Consider the following 16,406-nt stretch of genomic DNA (forward strand, 5'->3'; position numbering starts at 1 on the left):
ATGAATCCTTTCGATGACGAGACCGGCGAGTTTTTCGTTCTGTGCAACGATGAAGGGCAGCATTCACTGTGGCCGTCGTTCGCGGCCGTGCCCGCCGGATGGAACCGCGTGTTCGGCGTGGCGACACGTCATGCATGCATCGACTACATCAACGAAAACTGGACCGACATACGGCCGGCGAGTCTGCGGCGTGAAGCGCAGTAGCATGGAGACCACGAGCACCCATGAAATTCATCAAGCTGCTGTTCGGCGAGGCCCGGCGCGATCGCACGCCCTTGCTGCTGGCATCGACATTGCCAGGGGTGATGATGTCCGGCGTGATCGCGCTGGTCACGACCGTGGCGAATTACGATCAGTCGAAGGGGCCGAATCTCTATCTGATGGCGTTCTTCATCATCGCGAGCGTGGCGCTGCTTCTCGCGATGAACTATGCGCTCAACGCCACCACCGCCGTGATCTCGAACTTCATTTTGCAAAAGCGCCTGGACATCGCGCGGGCGGTGCGCTCGCTGGATCTGGAGGCCTATGAAAACATCGGCGCGATGCGCGTGGATTTCGCCATCGGCCGGGACTTGCAGACGATCGAGGAAGCCGCGCCGACCGTCATCGTGCTGATCTATTTCGTCACGCAGCTGTTGTCGTCGGCGCTGTATATCGGTTACCTCTCGCTGATCGCTTTCGCGGTCACGCTGCTGTTTCTCGGGGTCGCGACGTTCTTTTATCGCAGCAGTTATGCGCATGCGGAAGCGCTGTCGAAGGAAGCGACGGAACTCGAAAGCGCGTTTCGTTCCAGCTTCGATCATCTGTTGCGCGGCTTTCGCGAGATCAAGATGAATGCGCGCCGCGACACCGATCTCTTCGACAATTACATCGTGCAACGCGCGCTTGCCGTGCAGGATTTGCGCGTGAGTTCCGGCCGCGGCTTCAATCGCGGACAGACTCTAAGCGACGCGTTCTTCTACGGCCTGCTCGGCTGCATGGTGTTTCTGACGCCGTACTACATCAGCAATTCGTCGACGCCCGCGAAGATCATTCTCGTCATCGTGTTTTCCGGCGGCGCCATCGCCAGTCTGATTCAGGCGCTGCCAGCGGTTTCCCGCGCCGATCTCGCGGTCGACCGGCTTCACGCGCTCGAACGCGAACTGGAGCAGGCGAAACGCGCGGCCGAAACGGGCCCCGGCGCATCCGCGCCCGTGCTGGCGCACGGCATCGCGCTGCGCGGCGTGAGTTACACCTACAAGTCGCCGGGCGACCAACAGGGCTTTCACGTCGGTCCGTGCGATCTGTTCATCAAGGCCGGAGAGATCACGTTCATCGCGGGCGGCAACGGCAGCGGCAAATCGACCCTGCTCAATCTGATCACCCAGTTGTATGCGCAGGATGCGGGCGAAGTGCGCTGGGATGACAAGACCGTCACCGATGCCAACGCGACAGCCTACAGGCAGCTCTTTTCGGTGATCTTCTCCGACTTCCATCTGTTCGACCGTCTCTATGGCCTCGACGCCGCGCACGACGATCTGGCCGATCTGATTCGGGAAATGGACCTGTCCGACAAGGTTCACTACAACCTCGGGCGCTTCAGCACGACGGACCTGTCGAGCGGTCAGCGCAAGCGGCTCGCGATGGTGAGCGCGCTCGCGGAAGGCCGGCCCGTGCTGATCTTCGATGAATGGGCCGCCGATCAGGACCCGCAGTTCCGTCGCTATTACTACGAGAAACTTTTGCCGAGGCTGAAGGCGGCGGGCAAGACGATCATCGCCGTCAGTCACGACGATCGCTGGTTCAACGCCGCCGACAAGGTCGTCTGGATGGAAGAAGGCAAAGTCCAGCGCGTGATGACGACGCCCGCCGCTACATGAACGGTTCGTGACACGCGCGATGACGTTCAATTCCTCTTGATCCGGAATCGAAGCCGATATGTAATAGCGAGGCATTCCTCATCACTGGCGCAAGACGCTCATCGGTCTGGGGCGCGCCGCGTCCGGCATGGCCGGATTCCCTGCGCGACTTCTAATTCATTGCTAACTCCCGGCGCCTATATTTCGTTGCAACCCGAAGCACGAACAAGGGAGCAACAGCATGGACAACCCATTCGACGACGATGAGGGCACGTTCTGTGTCCTCATCAACGAATCGCGGCAGCGCTCGCTCTGGCCCGCTCATCTCGACGTTCCTGCCGGCTGGGAAGTGGAGCATACGATTAGTTCACGAAAGCAATGCCTGGACTACATCGATGCGCACTGGACCGACCCGCGGTCCGACCGAACCACGATATGAGGAGTGGAAAATGACGAAGCGCGTCGTGAAAGTTATCGATCTCGTTCCGGGCCGGGCTGTACAGCTTGCGGCCATCGACAATCAGGCGATCGACCACGAAAGGTTCTGGCGCGACCATGTATGCGCACAGCAACCCGTCGTGATCAGACACGCTGTCACGAATTGGCCCGCTTTCAGGAAATGGGGCACGCCCGGCTATCTCGAAGCGCTGGCGAACCGCCAGGTGGGCGTGTCGGATACGTTCAACGCCAGCCCGGCGGGCGTCTGGTATCAAAACCTCCCGAAGTATGGTCTCGATGAAGCGATCGCGTGTCTGCGCAATGCGGGGCCGGACGACACCTTCGCCATTCGCGCCTTGCCGATTCCGCAGGAATGGAAGGCCGACCTCGGAAGCTACGATTTTTTGAGCGCGAACCGGGATTTGCCGCCACGCGCTTATGCGCGCGACCGTCTCTTCATCTATCGGAATGCCTCGACCGAATGGCATTACCACACGACGGACGAGACGCTGACGACGCAGATCATCGGCAGAAAGCGCGTCTCGATGTTCAGGCTCTCGAAGGAAGACTGGCATGCATACGCCGTGCCGATCAAATCCAACCTGCATCACATGGATGAACGGGCGCGCTTCTTTCCCGAGGATGCATCGCTGACCAAATTCGAAGCGACGCTCGAACCCGGCGACGTTCTCTATATCCCGCCGTTTTGGTGGCATGGCGTTGATCCCGCCGATACCGGATTCGGCATCACGCTGGCGCATTGCTTTCGCACGCCGTTCAACCGGCTCGGCTCGCTCAGCGATCCGGCCGTGAAAGACGTGATCCGGGCACAGGGCAGTCTCATGCTGGCGCTTCGCATGAGAGCCTTCGTCGCGCTGGGCTCGCTTACCCGAATCGTGAATCCCTGAAGTGTTTCGTCCAGAACTCGCGTAACGATGTTTTCGAACATCGGTTTCCGGAGCACCCGCGTGCTCTCATTTACGGATTGATGCCATGCTCAGCCTTCCTCTCGCCCCCGCTCAATCGGGCATCTTCTTTCGACAGCAACTCGATTTGCGCGACCCGCGCTTCAATCTCGCGCAGCTGACGGAGATCATCGGACCGCTCGACGTCGAAGCGCTTCACGCGGCGCTGCGCCGGACGGTCGGCGAAGCGCAGGCGATGCAGGTGCGCATTGTCGTCACGGATGGCATGCCGCATCAGGTGCTGCCGGACGAGATGGAAGATTTCGCGCTTCGGGTCGTCGATGTCAGCGATGCGCCCGATCCTGTCGAAGCGATCGATCGGGAAGTGCAGGCTGCGCTCGCCAGCGCCATCGATCTCGACCGGTATCCGCTGTTCGACGGCCAGCTCTTCCAGGCAGGTCCTACGCGGTTTTTCCTGTTCCAGCGGATACATCACATCGCGTTCGACGGCTTTTCGTTCTTCCTTTTCACGCAACGCCTCGCGGCGGTTTATTCGGCGCTGGTCGAAGGACGCGAGCCCGCGCCATGCGCGTGGGGGCAACTCACCGAACTGATCGACGACGATAACGCGTACCGCGCGTCGAATGCGTTCGAGAGCGACCAGCAATTCTGGCGCGAATATCTGGCGGACTGCCCCGAGCCGGTGATTCTCGCCGAATGCATGGCGCACGAGCCGATTCCGGCGGACGTCGCCACACAGGCGATCGCGCAGATGCGTTTGTCATCCGAAACGACGCAGCGTCTCCGGCAAGTCGCCGAACGCCACGGCGCGACGTGGCCGCAGTTTGTCACGGCGGTCATGGCCGCGTATGTCGCGCGTCTGAGCGGACAACCCGAAGTGGTGCTCGGCTTTCCGGTCACGGCGCGGGTGGGCCGGCGGGCGAGAAACGTGCCCGGCATGATGTCCAATGCATTGCCGTTGCGCGCGACGCTCGGCGCGGATACGTCGATCATCGATCTGCTCGGCGACGTCTCGCGGCAGAGCCGGCGCATCCTGCGTCATCAACGCTATCGTGTGAAAGACATACGGCGCGATGTGGGACGCATCGAATCCGACAGGCCGCTCTTCGGCCCCACGGTCAACATCATGCCGGACTACAGCCTTGCGCTGGAGTTCGCCGGCTGCCGCATCGGATCGAATCGCTCTTTCTACGGAACGCCCGACGACCTCGCGCTGATCATCCACGACGAGGGCGACGAACTCGGTATCGAACTGATGTTCGACGGCAACCCGTCGCTCTATTCGTACGAAGACGTGGATGCCCATGCAAGACGCATCACGCGTCTGCTCGAAAACGCGCTGGAGCAGCCCGATGCGCCGCTGCATTCCTTCGAGCTCCTTCTGCCCGAGAGAAAGGCGTGGCTCCAGTTGTGGAACGACACGGCCGCGCCTTATCCCGAGCATCTGTGTATTCATCAGCTTCTCGAAGATCAGGCTCGACGCTCGCCCGATGCCATTGCGCTCGAATGCGACGGCGAGTCGCTCACGTTCGCGCAACTCAATGCGCGCGCGAATCGCCTCGCGCATCGGCTGATCGCGGCGGGCGTGCGTCCGGAAGACCGCGTGGCGCTGTGCATGGCGCGCGGCATCGGCGCGATCGTCGCGCTCTTCGGGATACTCAAGTCCGGCGGCGGCTATATACCGCTCGATCCGGCGTATCCGGGCGAGCGCCTGAGCTACATTCTCGGCGATACGGCGCCCGTGCTGCTGATCGCCGATGACGCCGGACGCAAGGCGCTGGGCGATACCGGCGCGCTTGCCGTTCTCGATCCCGACGCGTCGCTCGACGATGCACTCCCGCAAGGCGATCCGCTCGTGCCCGGGCTCGCCTCGCATCATCTCGCCTACGCGATCTATACGTCCGGCTCGACCGGCAAGCCGAAGGGCGTGATGGTCGAGCATCGCCATGTCGTGAATCTGCATTACGCGCTGCATTCGACGGTCTTCGCGCATTGCGCCCCGCACTCGGGCGTGACGCTGAACGCCAGCATCGCCTTCGATGCCTCCGTGCAAAATCTCACCGCGCTGCTTGGTGGACACCGGCTCGTCATCGTTCCCGCCGACGTGCGCACCGACGCGATGGCCCTGATCGAGTTTCTCGATACGGCCCGCATCGACGTATTCGACTGCACGCCGACGCAGCTCGATTCCCTCTTCTCCGCGGGGCTGCTCGAACAACGCAAGTCGCCGCTGACGGTGCTCGTGGGCGGCGAGCCGCTCACGCCGCAAACCTGGAACCGTCTCGCACGAGCCGAACAGATACGCGCCTTCAACGTCTATGGCCCGACCGAATGCACGGTCGATGCGACCGTCGCGGAGATCACGACCGAACAGGCGCGACCCGTCATCGGCAAACCGCTCGCCAATACGCGCACCTATGTTCTCGATGCCCTGCGGCGCGCGGTGCCTCCCGGCGCGGTGGGCGAACTTTATATCGGCGGCGCGGGCGTGGCGCGCGGCTATCTGAACCGGCCCGAACTCACCGCCGAGCGTTTCCTCGACGATCCCTTCGTTCCGGGCGCACGCATCTACCGCACCGGCGATCTCGCGCGCTATCAGCTCGACGGCAATATCGAGTTCCTCGGCCGCAACGATCATCAGATCAAGATTCGCGGCTTTCGTATCGAACCCGGCGAGATCGAAACGCAAATCCTCGCGCATCCTTCGGTGCGTGAAGCGGTGGTCATCGCTCGGGCGCGGCATCAGGGTTCGCAGGATCAGCAGCTCGTCGCCTATGTCACGCTCTTTTCCGGGACCGACGCCAGCGCGCTGCGTGAGCATCTGGCCTCGCGTCTGCCCGACTACATGGTGCCTTCGGCCTTCGTCACGCTCGACGCGCTGCCGCTCACGCCCAGCGGCAAGCTCGATCGCCGCTCGCTGCCCGATCCGCAAGCCGATGCGTTCGCGCTGCGCCCGTTCGAAGCACCGCAGGGCCGAACCGAAATCGCACTCGCCGATCTGTGGGCCGAATCGCTTGGTCTGGAGCGTGTAGGCCGTCACGACAACTTCTTCGCACTCGGCGGCCACTCGCTGCTTGCGGTGACGCTCATCGAGCGGCTGCGGCGCATCGGCCTGCATGCCAGCGTGCGCGATCTGTTCGCCACGCCCGTGCTCAGCGCGCTCGCGGCTTCGCTCGAACATGCCGCGCCGAAGCCCGAGATCGTCGTGCCAGCCAACGCGATAACGCCCGGCTGCACCGCGATCACGCCGTCGATGCTGCCGCTCATCACGCTGACGCAGACGGATATCGATCGCATCGTCGAACAGGTTCCCGGCGGCCTTGAAAATGTTCAGGATATCTACGCGCTCGCCCCGCTTCAGGACGGCATCCTGTTCCATCACATGCTGACCACCGAAGGCGATCCGTATCTGCAAACGGCGCGCCTCGCCTTCGACAGCCGCGCCCGTCTCGATGCGTGGCTCGATGCGCTTCAACAGGTCGTCGAGCGGCACGACATTCTGCGTACCGCGTTCATCCACGATGGACTCAGCACGCCCGCGCAAGTGGTCTGGCGCAAGGCGTCCGTGTCCATTACCGAAATCGCAATCACGCAGGGCGACGCGGCAGAACAGCTTGCACGACACTTCGATGCCCGCACGCAACGCCTCGATCTCACGCAGGCTCCGTTACTGCGGATCGCGCTTGCCCCCGAAACGGGAAGCGGGCGCTGGCTCGTGCAATTGAACTGGCATCACCTGATCGGCGATCATGCGACGCTGGAAGTGATGCATGCGGAAATCGGCGCGATCCTCAACGGCCGTGGGCAATCGCTCGGCGCGGCTCAGCCGTTCCGCGATCTGGTCGCGCAGGCGCGGCTCGGTGCGGCTCAGGACGCGCATGAAGCCTTCTTCCACGACATGCTCGCCGATGTGAGCGAACCCACGCTGCCCTTCGGCCTCACCGACGTTCATCATGACGGCTCGGCCGTCGCCGAAGCACACGCGACGCTGCCGGCGTCGCTCGATACGCGTCTGCGCGCTCAGGCCAAAGGCATCGGCGTGAGTCTTGCGAGCCTGTGCCATCTCGCCTGGGCGCGCGTGCTCAGTGCGGGCAGCGCGCTCGATTCGGACGGACGCATCGTGTTCGGCACCGTGCTGCTCGGACGCATGCAGGCGGGTGTCGATCAGGCGCTCGGCCTTTTGATCAACACGCTGCCGATTCGCCTCGACGTGAACGATGCATCGGTCGCCGATAGCGCGCGCCGCACGCATGAGCGTCTCGCGGCGTTGTTGCAGCATCAGCATGCGCCGCTCGCGCTCGCGCAGCGATGCAGTGGCGTCGCGGCTCCCGCGCCGCTCTTCAGCGCGTTGCTCAACTATCGCCACAATCAGGCATCGGCGGATGAGCGCGAGGCCTTCGACGGCATCGAACTGCTCGGCGCGGAGGAGCGCACCAACTATCCGCTGACGCTTTCGATCGACGATAACGGCGACAGCCTCGAACTCACCGCGCAGACCGTCTCGCCGCTGTCGCCCGAGCAGTTGTGCGGGTATATGGAGCAGGCGCTTTCGAGCCTTGCGCAGGCGCTCGAACAGGCGCCCGATACGCCGGTGAACCAGCTCGACGTGTTGCCGCCCGCCGTGCGCAACCTGCTCGTCCATACGTGGAACGACACGGGCGCAACGTATCCGGCGGGTTACTGCATCCATCAGCTTTTCGAGCAACAGGTTCGACGCACGCCCGATGCCATCGCGCTCGTCTTCGAAGACGCGTCGCTGACCTATGGGCAACTCAATGCGCGTGCCAATCAGCTTGCACATCGTCTGATCGCGTTGGGCGTATGTCCGGAAGATCGCGTGGCGTTGTGCGTGGAGCGTGGCATCGGCATGATCGTCGCGCTGCTGGCGATACTGAAGGCGGGCGGCGCATATGTGCCGCTCGACCCGGCTTATTCGGGCGAACGTCTGAGCCATATCCTCACCGACTCCACGCCCCGGCTCCTTCTCGCCGATGCGGCCGGCCGTGAAGCGCTCGGCGATACCGGCGCGCTGACCGTGCTCGATCCCGATGCATCGCTCGATGACACACTGCCCCAGGATGATCCGCAAACGCCGGTCGCGCCTCCTCATCTCGCCTATGTGATCTACACCTCGGGCTCCACGGGCAAGCCCAAGGGCGTGATGGTCGAGCATGCGCAGATCGTGCGTCTCTTCGACGCCACGCAGGACTGGTTCGGCTTCGACGAACGCGATGTCTGGTGCCTGTTCCACTCGTTCGCCTTCGATTTTTCGGTCTGGGAGTTGTGGGGCGCGCTGCGCTACGGCGGCAAACTCGTGATCGTGCCGCAGCATGTGGCGCGCTTCGCACCCGACTTCCTTGGCCTGCTTCAGCGCGAGGGCGTGACCGTTCTGAATCAGACGCCCAGCGCGTTCCGCGCGCTCATGCAGGCGCAGGAAACGAACGATGCGCCCGATGCGTTGCGCTATGTGATCTTCGGCGGCGAGGCGCTGAATCCGTCGATGCTCGAACCGTGGTACGCGCGGCATTCGGACCAGAAGCCGCGTCTGATCAACATGTACGGCATTACCGAGACGACCGTGCACGTGACGTACCGGCCGCTGACTCGCGATGACTGTGCGGTCAGCAGCAGCCCGATTGGCGTGCGTATTCCCGATCTGACGATCTATCTGTTCGATGCGCAAGGCCGGCTCGCGCCTGTCGGTGCGGTGGGCGAGTTGTATGTCGGTGGCGCGGGCGTGGCGCGGGGTTATCTGAATCGTCCGGAGCTTACTGCCGAGCGCTTTATCGATGATCCGTTCGTTTCGGGCGGGCGGCTTTATCGGACCGGTGATCTCGGACGCTATCTGAGCGATGGCAGTCTTGAGTTCTTCGGCCGTAACGATCATCAGGTCAAGATTCGTGGCTTCCGTATCGAACTGGGTGAGATCGAGGCGCAGATCGCCAGTCATCCGGCGGTGCGTGAAGCGGTGGTTATCGCGCGTGCCCGACAACAGGATTCGCAGGATCAGCAGCTTGTCGCTTATGTCACGCTGGTTTCGGAGATCGATACGAGCGCGCTGCGTGAACATCTCGATTCGCGTTTGCCCGACTATATGGTGCCATCGGCCTTCGTCGTGCTCGACACACTGCCACTGACGCCCAACGGCAAGCTCGATCGTCGCGCATTGCCTGATCCGCAGTGGCAAGACCTCGCCGCTTATGTCGCGCCGCGCACGTCGATCGAACATTCGCTCGCGGAGTGCTTCGCCAGCGTGCTCGGTCTCGAACGCGTCAGCGTCTTCGATAACTTCTTCTCGCTCGGGGGTCATTCGCTGCTTGCGACGCAACTCGTTTCTCGTCTGCGTGAAGCGCTTTCGATCGAATTGCCCTTGCGCACGCTGTTCGATGCACCCAGCGTTGCTTCGCTTGCCGAGGCGCTGTCGCTCGACGAACCGTCCGCTGGCACATTGCCGCCTTTGCAGGCACTTGCGCGCCCGGCGCATGTGCCACTGTCCTTCGCACAGGAACGCCTTTGGTTCCTCGAACAGTTGAACCCCGGACAGTCGACGTATCACATCCCGATCGCCTTGCGTCTGCACGGCTCACTCGATGTTCGTGCGTTCCATGCCGCGCTGAATGCGCTCGTCGCCCGTCACGAAAGTCTGCGCACTTCGTTTGCTCAACACGACGGTCAGGCCGTGCAGCACATCGCTCCGACACTGGAACTTGCATTGCCGCTCATCGATGCCCAAGCCGCCGATGTCCAGCGTCTGGCACAAGACGAAGCGCGTCGTCCCTTCGATCTTCAGCGCGGCCCGTTGCTGCGCGCTCAACTGCTGCGCCTCGAAGACGATGAACACGTTCTGCTGTTCACCATGCATCACATCGTCTCCGATGGCTGGTCCACCGGCGTGCTGGTACGTGAACTCGGCGCCTGCTACACCGCCGCACTGCGCAAAGAACCACTCGCGCTGCCGCCTCTAGCCGTGCAATACGCCGACTACACGCTGTGGCAACGCGACTGGCTCGCCGGTGCCGAACTCGATCGACAGACTCAATACTGGCGCAATCAACTCGCCGAACTCGCGCCGCTCGATCTGCCTACCGACCGCCCACGTCCTGCGCAGATCAGCGGACGCGGTGCGACGCTGCCCTTTGCGCTGAACGCCGAACTCTCCGAACGGCTGCATGCGCTCGCTCAACGTGAAGGCGTCACGCCCTTTATGTTGCTGCTCGCCGTGTTCCAGACGCTGCTCGCGCGCTTGTCGGGGCAATCTGAAGTGGCGGTGGGCTCGCCTATTGCCAATCGCACGCATGCGCAGATCGAGCCGCTTATCGGCCTGTTCGTCAATACGCTGGTGCTGCGTGCCGATCTCTCCGGCTCGCCCTCCTTGCGTGATCTGCTTGCGCAAGTCCGCGACACGACGCTGGCCGCGTATGCGCATCAGGATTTGCCCTTCGAGAAGCTGGTCGAAGCACTCGCGCCGGTACGCGATACCAGTCGCACGCCGCTCTTTCAGGTCATGTTCGTGTTGCAGAACGCGCCGATGGAAGCGCTTGCCTTGCCTGGACTCACGCTGACCTTGCTGCCCGGAGCCGAAGCGGGCGCCAAGTTCGATCTCACGCTGAGTCTGATGCATACGCAAGACAGTTTCGTAGGCACGCTCAGTTACGCGACCGATCTGTTCGATGAAGTCACCATTGCACGGCTGGGTGAACGGTTCACGCGACTGCTTCAACAAGCGCTCGATCAGTCCGATGCGCCGCTGCATGCGCTCGAACTCGTGTTGCCTGAAGAGCACGCGCTGCTTGAAAGCTGGAACGATACCGCTGCGGTTTATCCCGAACATCTGTGCATTCATCAGCTCTTCGAGCAGCAGGTTCGACGTACGCCCGATGCGACCGCACTCGTCTTCGAAGATGAATCGCTGACCTACGCGCAGCTCAATGCGCGTGCGAACCGGCTTGCGCATCATCTGATCGCGCTGGGTGTGCGTCCTGAAGATCGCGTGGCGCTGTGCATGGAGCGTGGTATCGGCATGATCGTCGCGTTGATGGCGATACTTAAAGCTGGTGGCGCGTATGTGCCGCTCGATCCGGCGTATCCGGGCGAACGTCTCAGTCATATCCTCACCGATGCCACGCCCCGACTGCTGCTCGCCGACACCGCCGGACGTGAAGCACTGGGCGATATCGGCACGCTCACCGCGCTCGATCCCGCTGCATCGCTCGACGGCTCGTTGTCGCAAGACGATCCGCAAACGGACGTCGCCTCGCATCATCTTGCGTACGTGATCTACACGTCCGGTTCAACAGGCAAACCCAAGGGCGTCGCGATCGAGCACCGGACGCTGGTCGCATCCACCTTCGCCCGCCATCAGTTCTACAAGTACGCCGCCAACGAGCGCTTCCTGCTGCTTTCTTCCCTCGCCTTCGACAGCTCCGTCGCCGGTCTCTTCGGGACGCTCACGAACGGAGGTTGCCTCGCTCTCGTCGATATCGACACTGCAAGAGATCCGAACGCAATCATCAGACTCGTGCGCAATCGAGACATTACGCGCGTGTTATGCGTCCCGTCGCTCGGTCAGGCCATTCTCGACAGCATGTCGTCGAGCGGCGAGCATAAGCTTCGCGAGATCATCGTCGCGGGTGAAGCGTGTCCGCCGAATCTCGCGCGGCAAAGCTCGACACTGCCCCGGCCAGTGCTGCTCTATAACGAGTACGGTCCGACCGAAGCGACTGTGTGGGCGACGGCGTATCGATGCCTTGCTGAAGAAACGAATCTGGTGCCGATCGGCCGGCCCATTGCCAATACACGCATCTATCTGCTCGATGAGCGACGTCAGTTGATGCCGCCGGGTGCGGTGGGCGAGTTGTATGTCGGCGGAGCGGGTGTGTCGCGGGGTTACCTCAATCGTCCTGAGCTTACCGCCGAACGTTTCCTCGATGATCCGTTCGTTTCAGGTGGGCGCATGTATCGCACGGGCGACCTCGCGCGATACCGCGCCGATGGCAATATTGAATTCCTTGGCCGTAACGATCATCAGGTCAAGATTCGCGGCTTCCGTATCGAGCTGGGTGAGATCGAGGCGCAGATCGCCAGTCATCCGGCTGTGCGTGAGGCGGTGGTCATCGCGCGTGCGCGGCATGAAAAGACGCACGATCAGCAACTCGTCGCATATGTCACGCTGGTTTCAGAGATCGATACGAACGCCTTGCGTGAACATCTCGATTCGCGTCTGCCCGACTACATGGTGCCATCGGCCTTCGTCGTGCTCGATGCGCTGCCTCTGACGCCCAATGGCAAGCTCGATCGTCGCGCGCTGCCCGATCCGCAGTGGCAAGACCTCACCGCTTATGTCGCGCCGCGCACGTCGATCGAACATTCGCTCGCGGAGTGCTTCGCCAGCGTGCTTGGTCTCGAACGCGTCAGTGTCTTCGATAACTTCTTCTCGCTCGGGGGTCATTCGCTGCTCGCAACGCAACTCGTTTCTCGTCTGCGTGAAGCGCTTTCGATCGAATTGCCCTTGCGCACCCTGTTCGATGCGCCGAGCGTTGCATCGCTTGCCGAGGCGCTTTCGCTCAGCGGACCATCTACTGGCACGTTGCCGCCTTTGCAGGCAGGTCCACGTCCGGCACATGTGCCGCTGTCCTTCGCACAGGAACGTCTGTGGTTCCTCGAACAGTTGAACCCTGGACAGTCCACGTATCACATCCCGATCGCCTTGCGTCTGCACGGCTCACTCGATGTTCGTGCGTTCCATGCCGCTTTGAATGCGCTTGTTGCGCGTCATGAAAGCCTGCGCACATCCTTCGCCCAACACGACGGTCAGGCCGTGCAGCACATCGCTCCGACACTGGAACTTGCGCTGCCGCTCATCGACGCCCAAGCCACCGATGTCCAGCGTCTCGCACAGGACGAAGCGCGTCGTCCCTTCGATCTTCAGCGCGGTCCGTTGCTGCGCGCTCAACTGCTGCGCCTCGCGCCGGACGAACACGTTCTGCTCTTCACCATGCATCACATCGTCTCCGATGGCTGGTCCACCGGCGTGCTGGTGCGTGAACTCGGCGCCTGCTATACCGCGGCACTGCGTAATGAACCGCTCGCGCTTCCGCCTCTTGCCGTACAATACGCCGACTACACGCTGTGGCAACGCGACTGGCTCGCCGGCGCCGAACTCGATCGACAGACTCAATACTGGCGCAATCAACTCGCCGAACTCGCGCCGCTCGATCTGCCCACGGACCGTCCACGTCCTGCGCAGATCAGCGGACGCGGCGCGACGCTGCCCTTTGCGCTGAACGCGGAGCTCTCCGAGCGCCTGCATGCGCTGGCTCAACGTGAAGGCGTCACGCCCTTTATGTTGCTGCTCGCCATGTTCCAGACGCTGCTCGCGCGCTTGTCGGGGCAATCTGAAGTGGCGGTGGGCTCGCCTATTGCCAATCGTACACATGCGCAGATCGAGCCGCTTATCGGCCTGTTCGTCAATACGCTGGTGCTGCGTGCCGATCTGTCAGGCTCGCCCTCGTTGCGCGATCTGCTCGCACAGGTGCGCGACACGACGCTGGCCGCGTATGCGCATCAGGATTTGCCTTTCGAGAAGCTGGTCGAAGCGCTCGCGCCGGTTCGCGACACCAGTCGTACGCCGCTGTTTCAGGTCATGTTCGTGTTGCAGAACGCGCCGATGGAAGCGCTCGCCTTGCCCGGCCTCACGCTGACCTTGCTGCCCGGGGCCGAAGCCGGCGCCAAGTTCGATCTCACGCTGAGTCTGACGCATTCGCAAAACAGTTTCGCAGGCACGCTCAGCTACGCCACCGATCTGTTCGATGAAGTCACCATCGCACGGCTGGGTGAACGCTTCACGCGATTGCTTCAACAAGCGCTCGATCAACCCGATGCGCCGCTGCATGCGCTCGAACTGGTATTGCCCGAAGAGCACGCATTGCTCGAAAGCTGGAACGACACGGCTGCTGCCTATCCCGAACATCTGTGCATTCATCAACTCTTCGAGCAACAGGTTCGACGCACGCCCGATGCGATCGCGCTCGTATTTGAAGATGAATCGCTGACCTACGCGCAACTCAATGCACGTGCAAACCAGCTTGCGCATCACCTGATTGCGATGGGTGTGCGTCCTGAAGATCGCGTCGCGCTGTGCATGGAGCGCGGCATCGGCATGATCGTCGCGTTGATGGCGATACTTAAAGCTGGTGGCGCATACGTGCCGCTCGATCCGGCGTATCCGGGCGAACGTCTGAGTCATATTCTCACCGATGCCACGCCTCGCCTGCTGCTCGCCGATGCCGCCGGACGTGAAGCGCTGGGCAATATCGGCACGCTCACCGCGCTCGATCCCGCTGCATCGCTCGACGGCTCGTTGTCGCAAGACGATCCGCAAACGGACGTCGCCTCGCATCACCTTGCTTACGTAATCTACACGTCCGGTTCAACAGGCAAGCCCAAGGGCGTGATGGTCGAGCATCGCAATGTCGCGTATCTCCATCGCGCGTTGCAATCGACGGTGTTCGCGCATTGCGCTCCGAACTCCGGCGTCAGTCTGAATGCAAGCATCGCATTCGACTCCTCGCTGAAGAGCCTCACGTCCTTGCTCGCTGGTCATCGACTGATTTTGATCCCCGCGGATGTGCGCACCGATGGCGCGGCGTTGATCGAATTTCTCGATGCGCGCGACGTCGATGTGCTCGATTGCACACCCACCCAGCTCGACGTGTTGCTCACCACTGGTCTGCTTGAACAGCGGCGATCCGAGCTGACCTTGCTGGTGGGCGGTGAAGCACTCTCGCAACAGACATGGAATCAGCTCGCAGAGGCCGATCAGATCCGCGCGTTCAACGTCTATGGTCCGACCGAATGCACCGTCGATGCCGCTCTGACCGAGATCACGATCGAACAGATGCAGCCTGTCATCGGCAAGCCGATTGCGAACGCACGTATCTATCTGCTCGATGCACAGCGTCGCTTGATGCCGCCGGGTGCGGTGGGCGAGCTTTATATCGGTGGAGCGGGTGTGTCGCGGGGTTACCTCAATCGTCCTGAGCTTACCGCCGAACGTTTCCTCGATGATCCGTTCGTTCCCGGCGCGCGTATGTATCGCACGGGCGACCTCGCACGTTATCGCGCCGATGGCAATATCGAATTCCTTGGTCGCAATGATCATCAGGTCAAGATTCGTGGCTTCCGTATCGAACTGGGTGAGATCGAGGCGCAGATCGCCAGTCATCCGGCTGTGCGCGAGGCGGTGGTTATCGCGCGTGCCCGCCATGAAAAGACGCATGATCAGCAACTCGTCGCATATGTCACGCTGGTTTCAGAGATCGATACGAACGCCTTGCGTGAACATCTCGATTCGCGTCTGCCCGACTATATGGTGCCGTCGGCCTTCGTCGTGCTCGATGCGCTGCCTCTGACGCCCAATGGCAAGCTCGATCGCCGTGCATTGCCTGATCCGCAGTGGCAAGACCTTGCTGCTTATGTCGCGCCGCGCACGTCGATCGAACATTCGCTCGCGGAGTGCTATGCCAGCGTGCTCGGTCTTGAACGCGTCAGCGTCTTCGATAACTTCTTCTCGCTCGGTGGTCATTCGCTGCTCGCAACGCAGCTTGTGTCGCGTCTGCGTGAAGCGCTTTCGATCGAATTGCCCTTGCGCACTCTGTTCGATGCGCCCAGCGTTGCATCGCTTGCCGAGGCGCTGTCGCTCAACGGACCGTCCGCTGGCACGTTGCCGCCTTTGCAGGCGGGTCCGCGTCCGGCACATGTGCCACTGTCCTTCGCACAGGAACGCCTCTGGTTCCTCGAACAGTTGAATCCCGGACAGTCCACCTATCACATCCCGATCGCCTTGCGTCTGCATGGCGCACTCGATGTTCGCGCGTTCCATGCCGCGCTGAATGCGCTCGTCGCCCGTCACGAAAGCCTGCGCACTTCGTTTGCTCAACACGACGGTCAAGCCGTGCAGCACATCGCTCCGGCACTGGAACTTGCACTGCCACTCATCGACGCTCAAGCCGCCGATGTCCAGCGACTGGCACAGGACGAAGCACGTCGTCCCTTCGATCTTCAACGCGGCCCGTTGCTGCGCGCTCGACTGCTGCGCCTTGAAGAAGACGAACACGTCCTGCTGTTCACCATGCATCACATCGTCTCCGATGGCTGGTCCACCGGCGTGCTGGTACGTGAACTCGGCGCCTGCTACACCGCCGCA

The 16,406-nt window shown here is 62.1% G+C and carries 5 protein-coding genes; all 5 read left to right on the plus strand.

Going from position 1 to position 16,406, the window contains the following annotated elements; all coding sequences use genetic code 11:
• Nucleotides 1–204 (plus strand): MbtH family protein, encoded by a 204-nt coding sequence (locus IAG25_RS04335; RefSeq protein WP_187603674.1) that lies wholly within the window; start codon nt 1–3, stop codon nt 202–204.
• Nucleotides 205–224: 20 nt separating this feature from the next.
• On the plus strand, nt 225–1,859 hold the full coding sequence (locus IAG25_RS04340; RefSeq protein WP_187603675.1) for a cyclic peptide export ABC transporter: 1,635 nt from the start codon (nt 225–227) through the stop codon (nt 1,857–1,859).
• Nucleotides 1,860–2,079: 220 nt separating this feature from the next.
• Nucleotides 2,080–2,277 carry an MbtH family protein gene (locus IAG25_RS04345; protein ID WP_187603676.1) on the plus strand — a complete coding sequence of 66 codons (198 nt, stop codon included), beginning with the start codon at nt 2,080–2,082 and terminating at the stop codon, nt 2,275–2,277.
• A 10-nt stretch (nt 2,278–2,287) separates the two neighbouring features.
• Entirely contained in the window at nt 2,288–3,184 is an 897-nt protein-coding gene (locus tag IAG25_RS04350) for a cupin-like domain-containing protein (protein ID WP_187603677.1), read from the plus strand.
• A gap of 85 nt (nt 3,185–3,269) precedes the next feature.
• A partial coding sequence (locus IAG25_RS04355) for a non-ribosomal peptide synthetase (protein ID WP_187603678.1) occupies nt 3,270–16,406 on the plus strand: 13,137 nt, incomplete at its 3' end.

The organism is Caballeronia sp. EK, from assembly GCF_014384845.1.
GTDB lineage: Bacteria > Pseudomonadota > Gammaproteobacteria > Burkholderiales > Burkholderiaceae > Caballeronia > Caballeronia jiangsuensis.